This is a genomic window from Rhizobacter sp., assembly GCF_035702065.1.
In the GTDB taxonomy this organism is placed as follows: domain Bacteria; phylum Pseudomonadota; class Gammaproteobacteria; order Burkholderiales; family Burkholderiaceae_C; genus Rhizobacter.
In genome coordinates, this window is sequence record NZ_DASSRA010000040.1 from 1 (window position 1) to 16,606 (window position 16,606).

The window sequence follows — 16,606 nt, forward strand, 5'->3', positions numbered from 1 at the left end:
CTCGCGCACGGGCTTGGCGCGCCAGGCCAGCTTGGCGCTGTCATCCTTCGCCGCACCCTTCGCACTTTCCGCCACCTCGACCAGGCGCTCGCCCGCATCAGGCCGGCGGTTCAGCACCACGTCTTCCACGCGCTCGCGCAGCGTGGGCTCCAGGTCGTCGTAGACGCCCACCATGCCGGCGTTGACGATGCCCATGTCCATGCCCGCCTGGATCGCGTGGTACAGGAACACGGTGTGGATGGCCTCGCGCACCGGGTCGTTGCCGCGGAAGCTGAAGCTCACGTTGGAGACGCCCCCGCTCACCTTGGCGCCCGGCAGGTTCTGCTTGATCCAGCGCGTGGCCTCGATGAAGTCGACCGCGTAGTTGTCGTGCTCCTCGATGCCGGTGGCAATCGCGAAGATGTTGGGGTCGAAGATGATGTCTTCGGGCGGGAAGCCGACCTCGTCGACGAGGATGCGGTAGGCCCGCTCGCAGATCTCGATCTTGCGCGCGAAGGTGTCGGCCTGGCCTTTCTCGTCGAAGGCCATCACCACCGCGGCGGCGCCGTAGCGGCGCACCAGCTTGGCCTGCTGCTTGAAGGCCTCGACGCCTTCCTTCATCGAGATCGAGTTGACGATGCCCTTGCCCTGGATGCACTTGAGGCCGGCCTCGATCACGTCCCACTTGGAGCTGTCGATCATGATCGGCACGCGCGCGATCTCGGGCTCGGAGGCGATTAGGTTCAGGAAGCGCACCATCGCGGCCTTGCTGTCGAGCATGGCCTCGTCCATGTTGACGTCGATCACCTGGGCGCCGTTCTCCACCTGCTGGCGCGCGACCGCGAGGGCCTCCTCGAACTGGCCGTTGAGGATGAGGCGCGCGAAGGCCTTGGAGCCGGTGACGTTGGTGCGCTCGCCGATGTTGACGAACAGGCTGCCCTCGCCGATGACGATGGGCTCCAGGCCCGAGAGCTTCATCGGGGGGACAAGGGTGTGCGGTGCAGTCATGGCTGTGGGACTCGGCATGCGCTGCGGTGCTCACCCGCAACGCATGCGCTGGCTCTTGGAAGAAGCGGGCATGCAGGGGCGAGCGTCGTTGCGAGCTTCCAAGCCTGGCGGCGCCTGCTGAACAGGTGCCGTCGCAACGCTCCTTGGAAGCGGCGGATTTTAAGCGAGTGCTCCGCTGGCACCGGGCGAAAAGACAGGTCATCTCCCGTTACAAAGCCACGCAGCCCCCCTGAGCCGGGTGGGGTTTCAGCGGTTCCAATGGCCGGCCACGACAAGAATCGGCCGATATGAGCATCCACAACCCCCCTCGCCTCGCTCTCTTGCTTTCGCTGCTGGCCGCGTTGGTGGCCGGCTGCTCCACCTCCCCGAAGACCGTGCCGCCGCCGGCCACGCCCGTGCCCGGCTCGGCGCCTGGCCCGACCTACGGGCAGGTGCCTGCGGGCAGCCGGACCTGGTCGCCGCAGATGGAGGCGGCCGAGCGGCAGCTCCACAGCGCGCTCGGCGGCACCGGTGTCAGCGTGGCCAAGACCACCGACGAGCGCCTGTGGATCACGCTGCCGGGCGACCTCAGCTTCGAGCCCAACCGCTCGGCGCTCAAGCCCGGTGCCACGGCCGTGCTCGACAAGATCGTGGTCGCCCTGCGCAGCGTGCCGATGGCGGATCTGCGCATCGTCGGCCACACCGACTCCAAGGGCGCGGCGGCTGCCAATGACGCGCTCTCTCTCGACCGCGCGGCCAGCACGCGCGACTGGCTGGTGGCGCGCGGCATGTCGCCGGTGCGCATCGCGGTGGCCGGGCGCGGCTCGCGCGACCCAGTGGCCAGCAACGACGACGAGGCCGGCCGCGCCGCCAACCGGCGCGTCGAGATCCTGGTGGGCGACAAGACCAAGCCGGCCCCTGGCAAGTAGGGCGCAAGTAGGGCTTCAGCCCCTCAAGTTCGACTGGCGGGCGTCGAAATCCAAGGCGAGCGCCTGGGTTTCAGGCGCCCGCTCGCTGTCTCGTGCCCACCCATGCCTGTCGTTCAAGTTCCTCCGGAGATCCTTCGCATCGGCCACCCGGCGCCGGTGTCGGTGCGTGATGCCGCCGGGCACCTGCTGCTGGCCAAGGGCGTGCTGATCGCTTCGGAAGAGCAGCGCAGCCGGCTGGTGGCGCGCGCCATCTACGTCGACGAACTCGACGGCGACCTGCTCAACCGTGCGCTCGCGGGCAAGCTCGATTCCATGCTGCGGCAGAACGCCCGGCTCGGGCAGATCGCGCAGGCGCGGGTCGATGGCGCGGTCATCGCCACCGGCACGCCGGGCAGCAAGGAGAGCGTCGACCCCACCGTGGCCTGGGCCAACCTGCAGATGCGCGGCCGCGTGCTCCTGCAAGACCCGGCACCGGCCGACTTCCTGCCGCGGCTGCTGAAGCTGCAGCGCGAGGTGCTCGACCTCGTCGAGGCCGATGCCGATGCGGCGCTGCTGATCCTGGTGCAGGCCACCACCAGCGACGCCCATCACTACAGCGTGTTCCACAGCCTGCTGGTGGCGGTGCTGTGCGAGCTGGCGGCGCGCCAGCTGCCCTCGTTCACCCCGGCATGGCGCGATTCGCTGCGCTGTGCGGCGCTGACCATGAACATGGCGATGACTGCGCTGCAGGACCAGCTGGCCCTGCAGGAAGAGGCGCCGTCAACACGGCAGCGCGCGATGATCGACAAGCACGCAGCGCGCGGCGCCGCCTGCCTGCGCGAAGCCGGTGTCGCCGACGCGCTGTGGCTGGAGGCCGTCGAGCACCACCACACCACCTCGGCCGGCCCGCTGGCGGCGCAGTCGCCCGGCCTGCAGCTCGCGCGCCTGCTGCAGCGTGCCGACATCTTCTCGGCCCGCCTGAGCATGCGGCGCGCGCGCCCGGCGCTGGCGGCCTCGGCCGCGGTGAAGGCGGCCTACCTCGACGAGCACCAGCAGGCCGACGAGGCCGGCAAGGCCATCATCCAGACCACCGGCATCTACCCGCCGGGCAGCTACGTGCGTCTGGGCAATGGCGAGGTGGCGGTGGTGCTGCGGCGCGGGCCGCACGCCAAGGCGCCCAAGGTGGCCAGCATCGTGAGCAAGAGCGGCACCGTGCTGGTCGAGCCGGTGGTGCGCGACACGCGCGTCAACCCGCACGACGTGACGGGCGGGGTGGCGCCGCACGAGGTGAGGGTGCGGCTGAACATGGAGAGGTTGCTGAAGCTGGCGTGAGCTTCGGTCGCTCGGCCTGAGGTATTGAAGGCCCGCGCAGGCCCTGCCAGGCTTCGGTACCTCAGCCCGAACGGTTTGTGATCAGGCCGCAGCCAGGTTGCCGAACAAGGGATCGTGCTTCGTGCGCGGCCGGTACGCCGACACGCGCTTGGCGATCTCAGCGATGTGCGCCGGTGTCGTCCCGCAGCAGCCGCCGGCGATGTTCAGGAAGCCCGAACGCGCGAACTCCTCGACCAGCCCGCCGGTGATCTCGGGCGTCTCGTCGAAGCCGGTGTCGCTCATCGGGTTGGGCAGGCCGGCGTTGGGGTAGCAGCTGATGAAGGTGTCGCCCGCCACCTTGGCCAGCTCTTCGATGTAGGGGCGCATCAGTGCCGCACCGAGTGCGCAGTTCAGGCCCACGGCCAGCGGCCGCGCGTGGCGCACGCTGTGCCAGAAGGCGCTCACCGTCTGGCCCGAGAGGATGCGGCCCGAGGCGTCGGTCACGGTGCCGGAGATGATCACCGGCAGGTGCTCGCCGGTGGCTTCCATCAGCTCGTCGAGCGCGAAGATGGCGGCCTTGGCGTTGAGTGTGTCGAAGATGGTTTCCACCAGGAAGACGTCGGCGCCGCCTTCGAGCAGCGCCTCGGCCTGCTCGTAGTAGGCGGCCTTCAATTCATCGAAGCTGACGTTGCGCGCCGCCGGGTCGTTGACGTCGGGGCTGATGCTCGCGGTGCGCGGCGTCGGGCCGAGCGCGCCGGCCACGAAGCGCGGCTTGTCCGGGGTGCTGTACTTGTCGCAGGCGGCGCGCGCCAGGCGGGCGCCGGCCAGGTTGAGCTCGCGGGCGATGTGGGCCAGGGCGTAGTCTTCCTGCGCCACGGTGGTGGCGCCGAAGGTGTTGGTCTCGATCAGGTCGGCGCCGGCGGCGAGGTACTGCTCGTGGATCTCGGTGATCACATCAGGCCGGGTCAGCTGCAGCAGGTCGTTGTTGCCCTTCAGGTCCTTGCCGTGGTCGGCAAAGCGTGCGCCGCGGAAGTCGGCCTCGGTGAGCTTGTAGCGCTGGATCATGGTGCCCATGGCGCCATCGAGGACGGCGATGCGTTTCTTGAGGATCTCGGGCAGCGCGGCAGCGCGGGTGTAGGCGGGGGCGTTCATCCACTCATTGTAGAAAGGCCGTCAAGTCCCCATGGCGAAGCCCATGGACATCAAGCCACAACTCACGGAACGGGCTTTGCCCGGCCGTCGGGTTGGCGCCCCTTGGGGGCAGGAGCGGTAGCGACTGGGGGGCTTAGTTCACGATGCTCTGCGGCAGCGTGTCGCCAAAGAGGGAAGGCCGGAAGTCCAGCGGCCGCGGCCCCTCGTCCTTCATCGCCCACAGCGCCAGCGCGGCGGCCGGCATGGGCTTGGCGAACAGGTAGCCCTGCAGCTCGTTGCAGCCCAGCGTGCGCAGGATCTCCTGCTGCTGCTCGGTCTCCACCCCTTCGGCCACCACCTTCAGGCCCAGGGCCTGGGCGAGCTTGACCACGGCGTCGACGATGGCGCGCGCATCGGCGCTGGTCTCCAGGTCGAGCACGAAGCTGCGGTCGATCTTCAGCTCTTCGGCCGCGAGCTGGCGCAGGTAGCTGAGCGAGGAGTAGCCGGTGCCGAAGTCGTCGATCGACAGGTGCACGCCGGCGGCCGAGAGCTGCTCGATCACCTGCAGCGTGACGCGCGTGTCGTCCATCGCCGCCGACTCGGTGATCTCGCAGGTGAGCAGCGAGGGCTCGACGCTGTGGCGCTTGAGGGCATCGACGATGCGCTCCACCAGGTCGTGCTGGCGCAGCTGGTGCACCGACAGGTTGATCGCCACGCGCATGCGCAGGCCGTCATTGCGCCAGGCCTTGATCTGGCGGCACACGTCTTCGATCAGCCAGTTGCCCAGCGCGTTGATCAGGCCGAAGCGTTCGGCCAGCGGAATGAAGATGAAGGGGCCGACCATGCCGCGCGTCGGGTGCTTCCAGCGCTTCAACGCCTCGGCGCCGGTGATCTGGCCGCTGGGCGCATGGATCTTGGGCTGGTAGTGCAGCTCCAGCTCCTTGTTGGCGATGGCGCGGCGCAGGTCCTGGAGCAGCTCGATCTGGTCGCGCGCGCCGGCCACCATGCGGTCTTCGAAGAAGCGGTGGCTGGCGCCGCCGCCGCGCTTGGCTTCGCGCATCGCGGCGCTGGCGTGGGCGATCAGCTTGGTCACCGTGCCATGGCTCGGGTACATCGCGATGCCGACCGAGCACGACATCGTGACCTCGTGGTCCTCGACGCGGCACAGCGCATTCATGTTGCCCAGGATGCGCTCGGCCATGCGGCTGGCCTGCTCCGAGGCCGGGTCGCCTTCGAGCAGCACGATGAACTCGTCTCCGCCGGAGCGCGCCACCATGTCGCGCTCGCCCACGCACTGGCGCAGGCGGTTGGCCACTTCGCACAGCGCGCGGTCCCCCGTGCTCTGGCCGAAGGACTCGTTGATCGACTTCAGCCCGTCGATGTTGATGAACAGCAGCGCCAGGCGGTGCTGCTGCTTGTCGGCGCGGATGGCGACGAGCTGCAGGTACTCTTCGAACATCGAACGGTTGGGCAGGGCGGTCAGCCGGTCCGTCTGAGCCGCGCGCTTCACTTCGTCGCGCGTGCGGTGCAGCAGCACGCGAAAGCGGGCTTCCATCAGCGACGAGATCATCAGCAGGCACAGCAGCACCGGCACACCCAGCCAGGCGAGCGCGGAAATGGTGCTCACACCCACCCGGCCGGACGCGACCGACAGCGACAGCAAGGGCACCTGGCAGGCCAGTACCAGTGCCGCGTTGCCGACGCTCAGCCCGCCGCCCAGGCCCAGCGCCACCACGCCTTGGCGCCACAGGCCCAGCGGCTTGTCGGCACGCCGGCGGGCGGCCACGATGGACAAGGCGCCCGCGATCAGTGCGGTGGCCGCGCCCCAGCCGGCAGCCACGAGGCCCCAGTTCCACACGGGTGCGGGCGACAGGTGCAGGGCCTTCAGGCCCAGCGCCGGGACGGCGCAGGCGCCACTGCCCAGCACCAGGGCGGCCGCGAGCACCCGGCGCGCGCCCAGTTGCGGCAGGGCGCTCAGGCCCACGCCCAGGAAGCAGCAGACGAAAGACAGCACCAGGGCACCGAACACCCACCATGAGTCGTAGCCCAGGGCAAACGGCAGCGGCTCCCCCGCCATCGAGACGAAGTGGGTCGCCCAGGCCCCGGCGGCGAGCGCAAAGGCCGACGCCGACAGCGTGCGCGCGACCGTGAACTTGTGCCGCGACGAACCGCCGCGGGCCAGGTCGAGTGCGACAAAGGCGGCGAAAACAACCACGGCCGTGGACGCTGCCCACAGCTCGGGATGCCACTTCCAACCGATGAAAGCCTCGTCCATCTGACCCTCGGACACTCCTGGATGGGTCGTTATCGGCCAGGAGTGGCGAGGCTTGAGCGCTCGTTTGAGTGTGAACCGGACCTAATGCAGGAAGCCGATGTCGCGCCGGCGGCGCACCTCCGGCTTGACGCGGTGCTCGGCCTCCAGCTGCGACAGGAACTCGTCGGGTGTGAACGCCTCCTCCAGCACGTCGATCTGCCGCTTGACCGAGGCAAAGTCCCCCGGCGCGAGCTGGTCCAGGCGCCGCAGGCGCTCGGCCTGCTCGGGCGTCAGGTGTGACAAATCACCCCCCAGCGCCTCGGCTGCGAACATGCGTTCGCGCTGCTCGGGCGTGAGCGGCAGGAAGCGGATCTTGAAGGTAAAGCGCCGCAGCGCCGCTTCGTCGAGCTCGTCGAACAGGTTGGTGGTGCAGATGAAGACGCCCGAGAAGCGCTCCATGCCCTGCAGCATCTCGTTGACCTCGCTCACCTCGTAGTTGCGCTCGGCCATGCGCCGGCTGCGCAGGAAGCTGTCGGCTTCATCCAGCAGCAGCACGGCCTGTTCGGTCTGCGCCTCGTCGAACATGCGCGCCATGTTGGTCTCGGTCTCGCCGACGAACTTGCTCACCAGGTCGGAGGCCTGACGGATCATCAGCGGGCGCTGCAACTGTTGCGCGATGTGCTCGGCCAGCGCCGTCTTGCCGGTGCCGGGCGGGCCGTGGAAGCACAGCGTGCCGTAGCCCTTGCGGCGCAGCGCCTCGATGATCCTGGGCAGCTCGAAGCGCGATTCGGTGTGCACCAGGCTCAGGTCGTACTGCGTCACCACGCGCCGCGCGCCGCGTTCGCCGGCGCTGCTGCCCAGTGCCTTGTCGGCGTTGCCGAGCTGGCGCTCGATGAGCGACTCCATCGCGCTGCCATCGTCGGTGGCCAGCTTGGCGAACTTCACCGCCGTGCGCACCTGTGCCGGCGTGAGGCCCTTGCGCTCGGCCAGCTGCTGCGCAAAGCCCGGCGACACCGCGATGCCGTCGAGCGCGCGCGTGACCAGCGCCTCGCGCGCGCCGGGCGGCGGGCTCTTGAGTTCCAGGTGGTACTGGAAGCGGCGGCGGAACGCCGGGTCGATCTGCTCGATGCGGTTGGTGACCCAGATCACCGGCACCGGGTTGGTCTCCAGGATCTGGTTGACCCAGGCCTTGCCGCTCACGCTGCCAGAGAGCGCGCCGTCGCTGGTGTCCAGCCGTGCCATGAGCTGGGCCGCGTCGGTGCTGATGGGCGGGAACACGTCTTCCACCTCGTCGAACAGCAGCGCCACCTGCGGGCTGCTCTTCAAGAACACCTGGCTGATCTGCAGCGAGCGGTAGCGGTCGCGGCCGGAGAGCGAATTGCCGTCTCGGTCGGCGTATTCCACCTCGTACAGCTCCAGCCCCGCGGCCTGCGCGGCCACCTTGGCCAGCTCGGTCTTGCCGGTGCCGGGCGGGCCGTAGAGCAGCACGTTGACGCCGGGTTCCTTGCGTGCCACGGCGTTGCGCAGCAGCGAGGTCAACACCAGGCGGTCGTCGCCCACGAAGTGGAAGTCCTCGGCGGTGAGTTCGCTGCGCGTGGCCGGGCGGGTGAACACGGCCATCAGGTCCGACGGCCCTTCGTAGTGGCGCATCAGCACGGGTGGCAGCTGCTCGCTGACCTTCATCAGGTCGGCCAGGTCGGTGATGTTGTGCTCGGAGATCAGGTTCTCGACCATGCCCGTGCGCTCCAGGCGCGAGCCGGCGCGCAGGGCTTCGGCCACGTCCTGCTCGTTGACGCCGGCCACCGCGGCGATCGCGGCATAGGCCTCCTGCGCGTTCGACACCTTGAACTCGACCAGCAGGCCGCGCAGGTCACGTTGATAGCGTGCCAAGGTTCCGTACAGCAGCAGCGCGCGCTCGGCCGGGTTGAGCTGCAGCAGGCCGGCCAGCGCGTCGATGTTCTTCTGGACGAGGGTGGATTCCTTCTTCAGGCTGCGGTCCAGCCAGTCGGCCGTGGCACCCAGCACCAGCAACAGGTCCTTGGGGGCGTCCTTGATGTACTCGTCGATGTAGAAGAAGAGCGTGCCTTCTTCGTAGGGCCCGTTCCAGGCGCCGTGGCGCTGCATGAAGGCGGCGTCGCTCAAGGACTCGTGCCCGCTCCAGTGCTCGTTGCCCTTGCAGCGGGTGTTGAGGAAGCTGCGCAGCCGCGCCAGCACCGAGGCCGGCCACACCAGGTGCTTGCCGGTGAGGGCGAGCAGGCCGTTGGAGTCGCGCCGCACGTTGAAGCGCCCTGCATGCCGCACGGTGAGCGTCAGCACAAACTGCGAACACATGCGGTCGAGGACCGGTGCCTCTTTCAGGCCGGGAGACAGCAGCACGCGGGCATCAACGTGAGGGGTCGCCATGGCAGCTCCTGCGGGGACTCGCGGGCCATCTTGGCGCAGCAGGGGCGAGGCGGCAACCCCCCGAGAGGGAAAGCCCGCAGTGCACGCGGGCCCTAGCCGGTGCGAATGAGGATTAGTGCAGGATCAGCGGGTTCAGTGAAGCACCAGCGGTTTCAATGAAGCACCAGCGGGTGCTGCATCAGCGAGGTGTAGCGCTCGATGTAGTCGTCCATCTCCTCTTCGGAGGGCGAGCTCTCGATCAGCGCGGCCACGCCTTCCTTGAAGCTCTCGGCCATCGCGCCCTCGATGAAGATTTCCTTGCGGGCGAACTTGTCGACGATCTCGTAGCCGCCGCGCGTGGGCGTGTCGGGGTTTTCGTCGGCGCCGGGGGGGACGTCGAATTGAACCACCACGAAGTTGTCCGAGTTGTAGAGCATTTGCATGAAAAGCATCTCCTTGCCTGGCAACTCGGGGCGAAGACGCAATATTCAAGCCAAGCGATGGACCTCAGGATGCAGGTTGTGCGTTCTGCAAGTTGAGCTCCAGAGAGGAGCCTTCGCTGCTGAGGCGTGCTTTTGCCGGCAAATAGTGCAGGTTGGGCGCCAGCCACGCCTCGACCTTGGTGTCGTGCGGCTTGCGCGGCTCGCGTTGCAGCTTGATGGCCTGCACGCGGGTGTCGCCGGTGGACACCTCTTCAATGCCCAGCACCTGGAAGGTCCAGACGTCGGCGTCGCCGCGCGCACCCACCACGTACATGGCCACCCGCGCGCCGGGCGCCAGGCGCTTGGGGTCGGCGCTGGCGATGGCGGCGATCTGGATCATCCAGCTGAGCCGGTCCTGCGTGCCCTTGAGCAGCGGGAACTCGGCCGCGTCGCCGGAGAAGCTGATCTTGCCGGCGTCGCGCTGGAAGTTGGCCGCCAGGGCCGCCTTGTTGCGCCGCTGGTCGGTGTAGCGCACGGGGGCGAGGCCGGCATCGTCGAAACCGCCCTGGCTGACCCAGGTGAGGATGTTGAAGCCCGCCACCTTGCCCTGCATGCGCGCCTCGTAGCTGCTGCCCGCGGGGCGCCACTGCAACTGGCCGGTGCCGCTGAAGGCGCCCTGGCGCATGTCGTAGTTGAGCGTGATGGCCGGCGGCAGGGTGGTGCGGTAGACCGGCACCTCGTCGGCCTGCGGGTGGGTGTTCAGGGCCACGGGGGTCGGTTCGAGCGCGGGTTCGGCCGGCAGGCGTGCGGCCACGAGCGTCACCTCGGGTGCGGGTGCGGGCACCGGCTCGGGCGCGGCCATGGGCTCCGGCGTTCGAGCCGGCGGGGCACGCCGAGGTGGCGCAGCGGGCTGCGCGGTGGCCACCACGGTCATCGGCTCGGCGACGGCGGGAGGAGCCAAGGTGCGCACTTGCACTGCCACCGGGCTGCGCTCGGCCGGCGGGCTGGCCGCGAACGAATCGGAGACACCCTGCCACAGCGCCGCATGCAGCAGGGCCACGCCGGCGGCGAGCGCCAGCAGGGTCAGCCGCGGGCGGCGTCGGGTCTTGGGGTCGGGGGCGGCGGTCATGCGTTGACAATACGGCAAGCGGCGTTCCCCGCCAAATCAAGAGACGAGAACCCATGAAACTTGCCAGCTACAAGGACGGCTCGCGTGACGGCCAACTGGTCGTCGTGTCGCGCGACCTCGGCACCGCCCACTACGCCACCGGCATCGCCACGCGCCTGCAGCAGGTGCTCGACGACTGGAACTTCCTGTCGCCCCAGCTCGAAGACCTGTACGTCAGCCTCAACCACGGCCGCGCGCGCCACGCCTTTCCGTTCGACCCGGCCATGTGCATGGCACCGCTGCCGCGCGCCTACCAGTGGGCCGACGGCTCGGCCTTCATCAACCACGTGGAGCTGGTGCGCAAGGCGCGCAACGCCGAAGTGCCCGAAAGCTTCTACACCGACCCGCTGATGTACCAGGGCGGCAGCGACGACTTCCTCGGCCCCTGCGACGACATCGTGGTCCCGAGCGAGAAGATGGGCATCGACTTCGAGGCCGAGGTCGCGGTGATCACCGGCGACGTGCCCATGGGCACGTCGCCCGACGAAGCGCTCGAAGGCATCCGCCTGCTGATGCTGGCCAACGACGTGAGCCTGCGCAACCTGATTCCGGCTGAACTGGCCAAGGGCTTCGGCTTCTTCCAGAGCAAGCCGGCCACCGCCTTCAGCCCCGTGGCCGTGACGCTCGACGAAGTGGGCGGCGCCTGGCAAGGCGGCCGCCTGCACCTGCCGCTGCAAAGCACCTGGAACGGCAAGCGCGTGGGCCTGTGCGACGCGGGGCCGGAGATGACCTTCCACTTCGGCCAGCTCATCGCCCACATCTGCAAGACGCGCAACGTGCGTGCCGGCAGCATCGTGGGCAGCGGCACCGTGAGCAACAAGGACTGGACGCACGGCTACTCCTGCGTGGCCGAGAAGCGCGCCATCGAGACCATCGAGCACGGCGAGCCCAGGACCGAGTTCATGAAGTTCGGCGACACCATCCGCATCGAGATGAAGGGCCCGGACGGGCAGACGGTGTTCGGCGCCATCGACCAGACGGTGCGCGCGCTCGCTCCTGACGCTGCTGAATGAAGCGGGCCGAGCGCCGGGCCGCTCCCAAGCCGGCCCGTATCCCCATGGGGGATCGTCCGACGTACCCGTCGGACGAGGGGTGGTCATGAGCCAGGAGTTCCCGCGCACGCTGAAGATCGCCACCGTCTGGCTGCTGCTCGGCGTGGTGGTGTTCCTCGGCTTTCGCGCGTGGGAGCACCAGCGCGAGCAAAGCCGCTTCAGCGCCAGCGGCGGCGTGATCGAGATCCGCCGCGGGCTCGATGGCCACTACCACTGGCCGGGCAGCATCAACGGCGAGGCCTTCGACTTCCTCATCGACACCGGCGCCACCGGCACCGCCCTGTCGCAGGCCACTGCGCGCCGCCTGCAGCTCGAACCGCTGCAGCGCGTGCAGAGCAACACGGCGGGCGGCGTGGTCAGCGGTGAGTTGGTGCGGGCCGACCTGGCGCTGCAAGGTGGGGTGCGTTTCGAGCGCCTGGCCATGGTGGCCTTGCCCGGCCTGGGCGAGCGCCCGCTGCTGGGCATGGACGTGCTGGGCCGCCTGCGCTGGCAGCAGCGCGATGGCGTGCTCACCATTGACACTGCCGGAGCGCGCCGATGAAGCGCTGGTTCGCAGCCGTGCTGCTGTGCATGGGCCTGCACGCCTGGGCACAAATTGCACAAACTGCACCAACCGACTGCCCGCCCGGCCCCCGCGCGCCCACCGCAGACGAGCGCGCGCAGATCGTGGCGCAGGCGCGCGACCACGGCTTCCTGTGGCGCGTCAGCAAGCGCGGCAAGAGTTCCTACCTGTACGGCACCATCCACGTCGGCCGCATGGAATGGATGTTCCCCGGCCCGCAGACCCTGGCGGCGTTGAAGGGCAGCCAGCTGCTGGCCGTGGAGCTCGACTTCACCGACACCGAACTGATGCAGCGCCTGCAGAAGGGCATGGCGCCGCAGACTGACCAGGCCGCGTCACCACTGCCCGACGACCTGGCCGAGCGCCTGCGCAAGGCCCTGCACGCCGCCTGCGTGCCGCCGGAGCTGCTGCAGAGCATGGCGCCCGAGATGCTGGGCACGCTGCTGGTGATGATGTCGGCCCGCCGCGACGGCCTGGATGCAAGCTATGGCATCGACCCGACGCTCGCGCAGCTGGCGCGCCAGCTGCTCAAGCCCGTGGTGTCGCTGGAGACGCCCGAGATGCAGCTTGCGCTGCTGCGCAGCACCACCCCGGCCGAGTTGCGCGAAGGGCTGGAGAAGATGCTCGACGACCTGGAGCACGACCGCTCGCGCCCGCTGCTGCTGCGCGTGGCGCGGGTGTGGGAGCAGGGTCGGGCCGACGAGATGGCCCGCTACCGCGAGTGGTGCGACTGCGCCGGCACTGCGCGCGAACGGGCGGCGCTCAAGACCATGCTCGACGACCGCAACCCCCCGATGGCAGAACGCATCGACGCCCTGCACGCGAGCGGCAAGACCGTGTTCGCCGCGGTGGGCAGCCTGCACATGTTCGGGCCCACCGGGCTGCCGGCCTTGATGGCCAAGCGCGGCTACAAGGTCGAGCGCATCACGTTCAAGGCGGTGAAATAGCCGCAGTGGATCCCGGCGTGCGCCGGGATGACGGCAATGTCTGTCACCCCGGCGCACGCCGAGGTCCACTGCCACCAGGCCGCTCAGTTGATGCTCAGCGTGTAGCTGCCTCCCGTGGCGCCCGTGCCGCCGCTGTAGAAGCGCACCCGCACGTAGTAGGTGGCCGCGGCGCTGCCGCTGTTGGTCACCGTCACGGTGTCGACCTGGCCGGTGCCGAGGATGCTGCGGCCCACCTGCGTGCCGCTGCTGTTGTAGACGTAGAGGTCGTAGTCGGAGCTGGCGTTGGGCGTGAGCCGTGCGGTCAGCGAGGCGCGGCCGGCCACCGTGACGCGGAAGTAGTCGGTGTCGCTGCTGCTGGCCATCGTGCCGTTGATGGTGGTGCCTGCGGTCACGGCCTGTGCCGTGCCGGTGCTGTTGTTGGGCTCGACCTCGTTGCCCGTGGGCGGCGGGGTCGTGTTGCCGGCTGCATCGACTGCCGCGCTGGCGTCCACGATGCCGGCGCCGCACTGCGAGCAGGTGGCGGGGAAGGCACGCGCGGACGACTTGAGCCGCGCCGCCACCTCGTCCGGCGTGAGGGCCGGGTTCTTGGCGAGCATCAGCGCCACCACGCCCACCACGTGCGGCGTGGCCATCGAGGTGCCCTGGTAGTAGGCGTAGCTGTCGGCACCGGGTGCGGTGGCGCCGTTGTTGAGCGTTGAAAGGATGCCGTTGGCGCTGCTGCTGCGAACGTCACCGCCCGGGGCGGCCACGGCGACGAGGCTGCCGTAGTTGGAGTAGTAGGCCCGCCCGCCGCTGCGGTTGGTGGCCGCCACGGTGATCACGCCCGCGCAGCTGGCGGGCGAGAAGTTGGCCGCGTTGGCGTTGCTGTTGCCGGCGGCGACCACCACCACGGTGTTGCGGCTGCGCGCGGCGTTGATGGCGTTCTGCGAGGTGGTGTCGCAGCTGCCGCTGCCGCCCAGCGAGAGGTTGATCACGCGTGCCGGGTTGGGGTTGAGCGGCAGGCTGCCCACCGTGCCGCCCGAGGCCCAGACGATGCCGTCGGCAATGTCCGAGGTGTAGCCGCCGCATTTGCCCAGCACACGCACCGGCACGACCTTGGCGTTGAAGGCCACGCCGGACACGCCGTTGCCGTTGTTGGTGACAGCCGCGATGGTGCCGGCCACGTGCGTGCCGTGCCAGCTGCTCGACAGGTCTTGCGTGGGCTGGCCGCTGCCGCAGGCGCCTGCCGTGACGGCGTCGCCCGGGTCTTGCGGGTCGTTGTCGCGCCCCGTGCCGTCGTTGGAGACGAAGGTGTCGGCGATCATGTCGTAGCCGGGCAGGATGTTGGCCGCCAGGTCGGCATGCGGGCGGTAGCCGGTGTCGATGACGGCCGCCACGATGCCGCTGCCGGTCGACTTGTCCCAGGCGGCGGGCAGGTTCAGGCCGCCGGTGGCTTCGAAGTAGTGCCACTGCTGGCCGTACTGCGTGTCGTTGGGCGTGAACATCGCCTGCAGGATGCGGTCGGGCTCGGCGTATTCCACCGCGGCGTCGCTGGCCATGATGTCGCGCGCCAGCTGCTCCACGCCGGCCTGCGGCAGGGCGCGGTCCAGGCGCATCACGTGGGTGTCGAAGGCCCCCACGCGCACCAGCTGCAGGCGCAGGCCGGCGCGCGAAGCGGCGTCTTGCGCGCCACGGTGCAGCAGGGCGCGATCCGAGGCGGCGGCCGAGGCGGTGGCGCCGGCCACGCCGCTGCGGTACTTGATGATCAACCGGTTGGTGGGCCGGCTGTCGGAAGTGGCGGTGGTGCTTGCGCTCGCGCTGCCGGCCTGTGCGGCCAGTGGCACGCACGACAGCACGGCGATGATGATGGCGAGCGCGGCTTGTGGCCGCAGGACGCGGTTTCGTTGACGTGTCATGGTGGTGGGTCCCTGTGAGTTGAGAGGTGTCGCTGCCGGCTCCGGCGGGTGGCCGGGCCGGCCGATGCAGGGTCGCGCGAGACGCTGCGTGCGTCACCTGCAAGAGCTTGCAGGGGGCACAATGTCCAAAACTCCAGGAGACACCATGGCCGACGCCTCCAACTTCACCAAGATGGTCCCCGGGTTCGATTTCCTGCAAGGCCTCGTGAAGAACGCGGGTTCGGCCTTGCCCAACATCGGCCAATGGGTTGCCCCCACCCTCAACCCCGAAGAGCTGGAAAAGCGCATCGAAGAGCTGCGCACCGTGCAGTTCTGGCTGGAGCAGAACGCGCGCATGCTGGGCGCCACCATCCAGGCGCTGGAGGTGCAGCGCATGACGCTGTCCACGCTGAAGACCATGAACGTGCAGATGACCGACCTGCGCGACTCGCTCACCATCCGTCCGCAGGGTGCGGCGGCTGCCCCCGCCGAGCCGACCGCCAAGTCGGCACCCGCTGCCAAGAAGGCGCGCAAGGCCGGTGCAAAGGCTGCTCCCGACGCGCTGACGCCCCCCCCGGTCGACCCGATGCAGTGGTGGGGGGCGCTGACCAAGCAGTTCACCGAGCTGGCCGCCACCGCCATGAAGGACAGCGCCACCGATGCGGCCAAGAACCTGGCCGGCGCGATGATCAAGCAGTCGGTCGACGCGGCCGGGCAGACCATGAAGAAGGCCGCCAGCGTGCCCGTCAAGGTGGCCCGCAGCGCGACCGGCGCTGCACGCAAGCGCGTGGCCGCCGCTGCCAAACCGCGCTGAGTGCCTCCGAGCCCGCAATGAAGCTGTTCGCCCACGCCCATGCCACGCACCCCGACTGGCGCATGGCCCTGGCGCTGGCGGCCGCGCAGATCGAGGCGCAGCGCGCCGACCCGGCGGGCCTGCACGTCCGCCAGCCCACGCTGGGCTGGGCCTACTTCAGCGATCACTACGCCGCGCAGGCGCAAGCGCTGCTGGCCGAGCTGCAGCAGCGCTGGCCCGGCGTCTCGTGGGTGGGCTCGGTGGGCGTGGGCGTCTCGGCCAATGGCGTGGAGTACTTCGACGAGCCCGCGCTGGTGCTGATGCTCTCCGACCTGCCGCGCGACCAGTTCTGCGTGTTCTCGGGCGCGCGCCCGCTGGGCCAGGCACCGAAGGGCTTCGTGGCCAGCACGGCGCAGGTGCATGCCGATGGCCGCGTGGCCGACCTGGGCGAGCTGCTCGTCGACCTGAGCGGGCGCACCGACACCGGCTACCTGTTCGGCGGGCTGGCCTCGGCGCGCACCCAGCCGCTGCACCTGGCCGACGGCGTGTTCGAGGGGGGCCTGTCGGGCGTGGCCTTCGGGCCCGAAGTGGCGCTGGTCTCGCGCGTGACCCAGGGCTGCCAGCCGGTGGGGCCGGTGCGCCACATCACCCAGGCCGACCGCAACGTGATCGCCCAGCTCGACGACGAGCCCTCACTCGAATGCCTGCTGCGCGACCTCGGGGTGAGCGGCCGCGAGCCGCGCGAGGCGCTGCCGCGCATTCGCGAGACGCTCGTGGGCCTGGTTGACCGTAGCGACGATGCCTTGTCGCGCCCCGGCCAGTTCGGGGCCGACACG

14 protein-coding genes and 1 riboswitch are annotated in these 16,606 nt (G+C 69.5%); of the genes, 7 read left to right on the forward strand and 7 right to left on the reverse strand.

Annotation, left to right across the window (positions count from 1 at the left end; genetic code table 11):
• A partial coding sequence (locus VFL64_RS01655; protein ID WP_489538637.1) for a dihydropteroate synthase occupies window positions 1–987 on the reverse strand: 987 nt, incomplete at its 3' end.
• A gap of 73 nt (window positions 988–1,060) precedes the next feature.
• Window positions 1,061–1,138: riboswitch (S-adenosyl-L-homocysteine riboswitch) on the reverse strand.
• Between the two features lie 136 nt (window positions 1,139–1,274).
• On the opposite strand from VFL64_RS01655, the gene VFL64_RS01660 reads away from it, so the two are divergent.
• Together VFL64_RS01660 and VFL64_RS01665 are read left to right on the forward strand one after the other, a co-directional pair.
• Complete coding sequence (locus tag VFL64_RS01660; RefSeq protein WP_489538638.1) at window positions 1,275–1,895, forward strand: OmpA family protein; 621 nt, start codon at window positions 1,275–1,277, stop codon at window positions 1,893–1,895.
• Between the two features lie 102 nt (window positions 1,896–1,997).
• Window positions 1,998–3,206 (forward strand): HD-GYP domain-containing protein, encoded by a 1,209-nt coding sequence (locus VFL64_RS01665; protein WP_489538639.1) that lies wholly within the window; start codon window positions 1,998–2,000, stop codon window positions 3,204–3,206.
• A gap of 81 nt (window positions 3,207–3,287) precedes the next feature.
• On the opposite strand, the gene VFL64_RS01670 is transcribed toward VFL64_RS01665, so the two are convergent.
• The 5 genes from VFL64_RS01670 to VFL64_RS01690 form a co-directional block, all read right to left on the reverse strand.
• Window positions 3,288–4,337, reverse strand: coding sequence for a homocysteine S-methyltransferase family protein (locus tag VFL64_RS01670; RefSeq protein ID WP_489538640.1), 1,050 nt, complete (start codon window positions 4,335–4,337; stop codon window positions 3,288–3,290).
• 133 nt (window positions 4,338–4,470) lie between these two features.
• On the reverse strand, window positions 4,471–6,591 hold the full coding sequence (locus tag VFL64_RS01675) for a putative bifunctional diguanylate cyclase/phosphodiesterase (RefSeq protein ID WP_489538641.1): 2,121 nt from the start codon (window positions 6,589–6,591) through the stop codon (window positions 4,471–4,473).
• 81 nt (window positions 6,592–6,672) lie between these two features.
• Window positions 6,673–8,973: an ATP-binding protein gene (locus VFL64_RS01680; protein ID WP_489538642.1), complete on the reverse strand. Its 2,301-nt coding sequence runs from the start codon at window positions 8,971–8,973 to the stop codon at window positions 6,673–6,675.
• Between the two features lie 152 nt (window positions 8,974–9,125).
• Window positions 9,126–9,395, reverse strand: a complete 270-nt coding sequence (locus VFL64_RS01685) for a BTH_I0359 family protein (protein ID WP_489538643.1) — start codon at window positions 9,393–9,395, stop codon at window positions 9,126–9,128.
• A gap of 64 nt (window positions 9,396–9,459) precedes the next feature.
• A complete protein-coding gene (locus tag VFL64_RS01690; RefSeq protein WP_489538644.1) occupies window positions 9,460–10,503 on the reverse strand; it encodes a DUF3108 domain-containing protein in 1,044 nt (347 codons plus the stop codon).
• Window positions 10,504–10,556: 53 nt separating this feature from the next.
• Here VFL64_RS01690 and VFL64_RS01695 point away from each other — a divergent pair, with 53 nt between their 5' ends.
• The 3 genes from VFL64_RS01695 to VFL64_RS01705 all read left to right on the forward strand — a co-directional run bounded on the left by VFL64_RS01695 (window position 10,557) and on the right by VFL64_RS01705 (window position 13,103).
• Window positions 10,557–11,555: a fumarylacetoacetate hydrolase family protein gene (locus VFL64_RS01695; protein WP_489538645.1), complete on the forward strand. Its 999-nt coding sequence runs from the start codon at window positions 10,557–10,559 to the stop codon at window positions 11,553–11,555.
• 85 nt (window positions 11,556–11,640) lie between these two features.
• Window positions 11,641–12,135, forward strand: a complete 495-nt coding sequence (locus VFL64_RS01700; protein ID WP_489538646.1) for a retropepsin-like aspartic protease family protein — start codon at window positions 11,641–11,643, stop codon at window positions 12,133–12,135.
• A complete protein-coding gene (locus VFL64_RS01705) occupies window positions 12,132–13,103 on the forward strand; it encodes a TraB/GumN family protein (RefSeq protein WP_489538647.1) in 972 nt (323 codons plus the stop codon). The genes VFL64_RS01700 and VFL64_RS01705 overlap by 4 nt, the downstream gene beginning before the upstream one ends.
• 83 nt (window positions 13,104–13,186) lie before the next feature.
• On the opposite strand, the gene VFL64_RS01710 is transcribed toward VFL64_RS01705, so the two are convergent.
• Entirely contained in the window at window positions 13,187–14,998 is a 1,812-nt protein-coding gene (locus VFL64_RS01710) for a S8 family peptidase (RefSeq protein ID WP_489538648.1), read from the reverse strand.
• 145 nt (window positions 14,999–15,143) lie between these two features.
• Between VFL64_RS01710 and VFL64_RS01715 the strand changes: the two genes are divergently transcribed.
• Window positions 15,144–15,791, forward strand: a complete 648-nt coding sequence (locus tag VFL64_RS01715; RefSeq protein WP_489538649.1) for a PhaM family polyhydroxyalkanoate granule multifunctional regulatory protein — start codon at window positions 15,144–15,146, stop codon at window positions 15,789–15,791.
• 17 nt (window positions 15,792–15,808) lie between these two features.
• Window positions 15,809–16,606 (forward strand): FIST signal transduction protein (locus VFL64_RS01720; RefSeq protein ID WP_489538650.1); only part of this gene is annotated, 798 nt, incomplete at its 3' end.

Excerpts from the sequence above, each read along its gene's own strand:
- VFL64_RS01700 (WP_489538646.1), top strand. The coding sequence starts at position 11,641 with ATGAGCCAGGAGTTCCCGCGCACGCTGAAGATCGCCACCGTCTGGCTG.
- VFL64_RS01685 (WP_489538643.1), bottom strand. The coding sequence starts at position 9,395 with ATGCAAATGCTCTACAACTCGGACAACTTCGTGGTGGTTCAATTCGAC.
- VFL64_RS01690 (WP_489538644.1), bottom strand. The coding sequence starts at position 10,503 with ATGACCGCCGCCCCCGACCCCAAGACCCGACGCCGCCCGCGGCTGACC.
- VFL64_RS01670 (WP_489538640.1), bottom strand. The coding sequence starts at position 4,337 with ATGAACGCCCCCGCCTACACCCGCGCTGCCGCGCTGCCCGAGATCCTC.
- VFL64_RS01680 (WP_489538642.1), bottom strand. The coding sequence starts at position 8,973 with ATGGCGACCCCTCACGTTGATGCCCGCGTGCTGCTGTCTCCCGGCCTG.
- VFL64_RS01675 (WP_489538641.1), bottom strand. The coding sequence starts at position 6,591 with ATGGACGAGGCTTTCATCGGTTGGAAGTGGCATCCCGAGCTGTGGGCA.
- VFL64_RS01715 (WP_489538649.1), top strand. The coding sequence starts at position 15,144 with ATGGCCGACGCCTCCAACTTCACCAAGATGGTCCCCGGGTTCGATTTC.
- VFL64_RS01665 (WP_489538639.1), top strand. The coding sequence starts at position 1,998 with ATGCCTGTCGTTCAAGTTCCTCCGGAGATCCTTCGCATCGGCCACCCG.
- VFL64_RS01710 (WP_489538648.1), bottom strand. The coding sequence starts at position 14,998 with ATGACACGTCAACGAAACCGCGTCCTGCGGCCACAAGCCGCGCTCGCC.
- VFL64_RS01660 (WP_489538638.1), top strand. The coding sequence starts at position 1,275 with ATGAGCATCCACAACCCCCCTCGCCTCGCTCTCTTGCTTTCGCTGCTG.
- VFL64_RS01695 (WP_489538645.1), top strand. The coding sequence starts at position 10,557 with ATGAAACTTGCCAGCTACAAGGACGGCTCGCGTGACGGCCAACTGGTC.
- VFL64_RS01705 (WP_489538647.1), top strand. The coding sequence starts at position 12,132 with ATGAAGCGCTGGTTCGCAGCCGTGCTGCTGTGCATGGGCCTGCACGCC.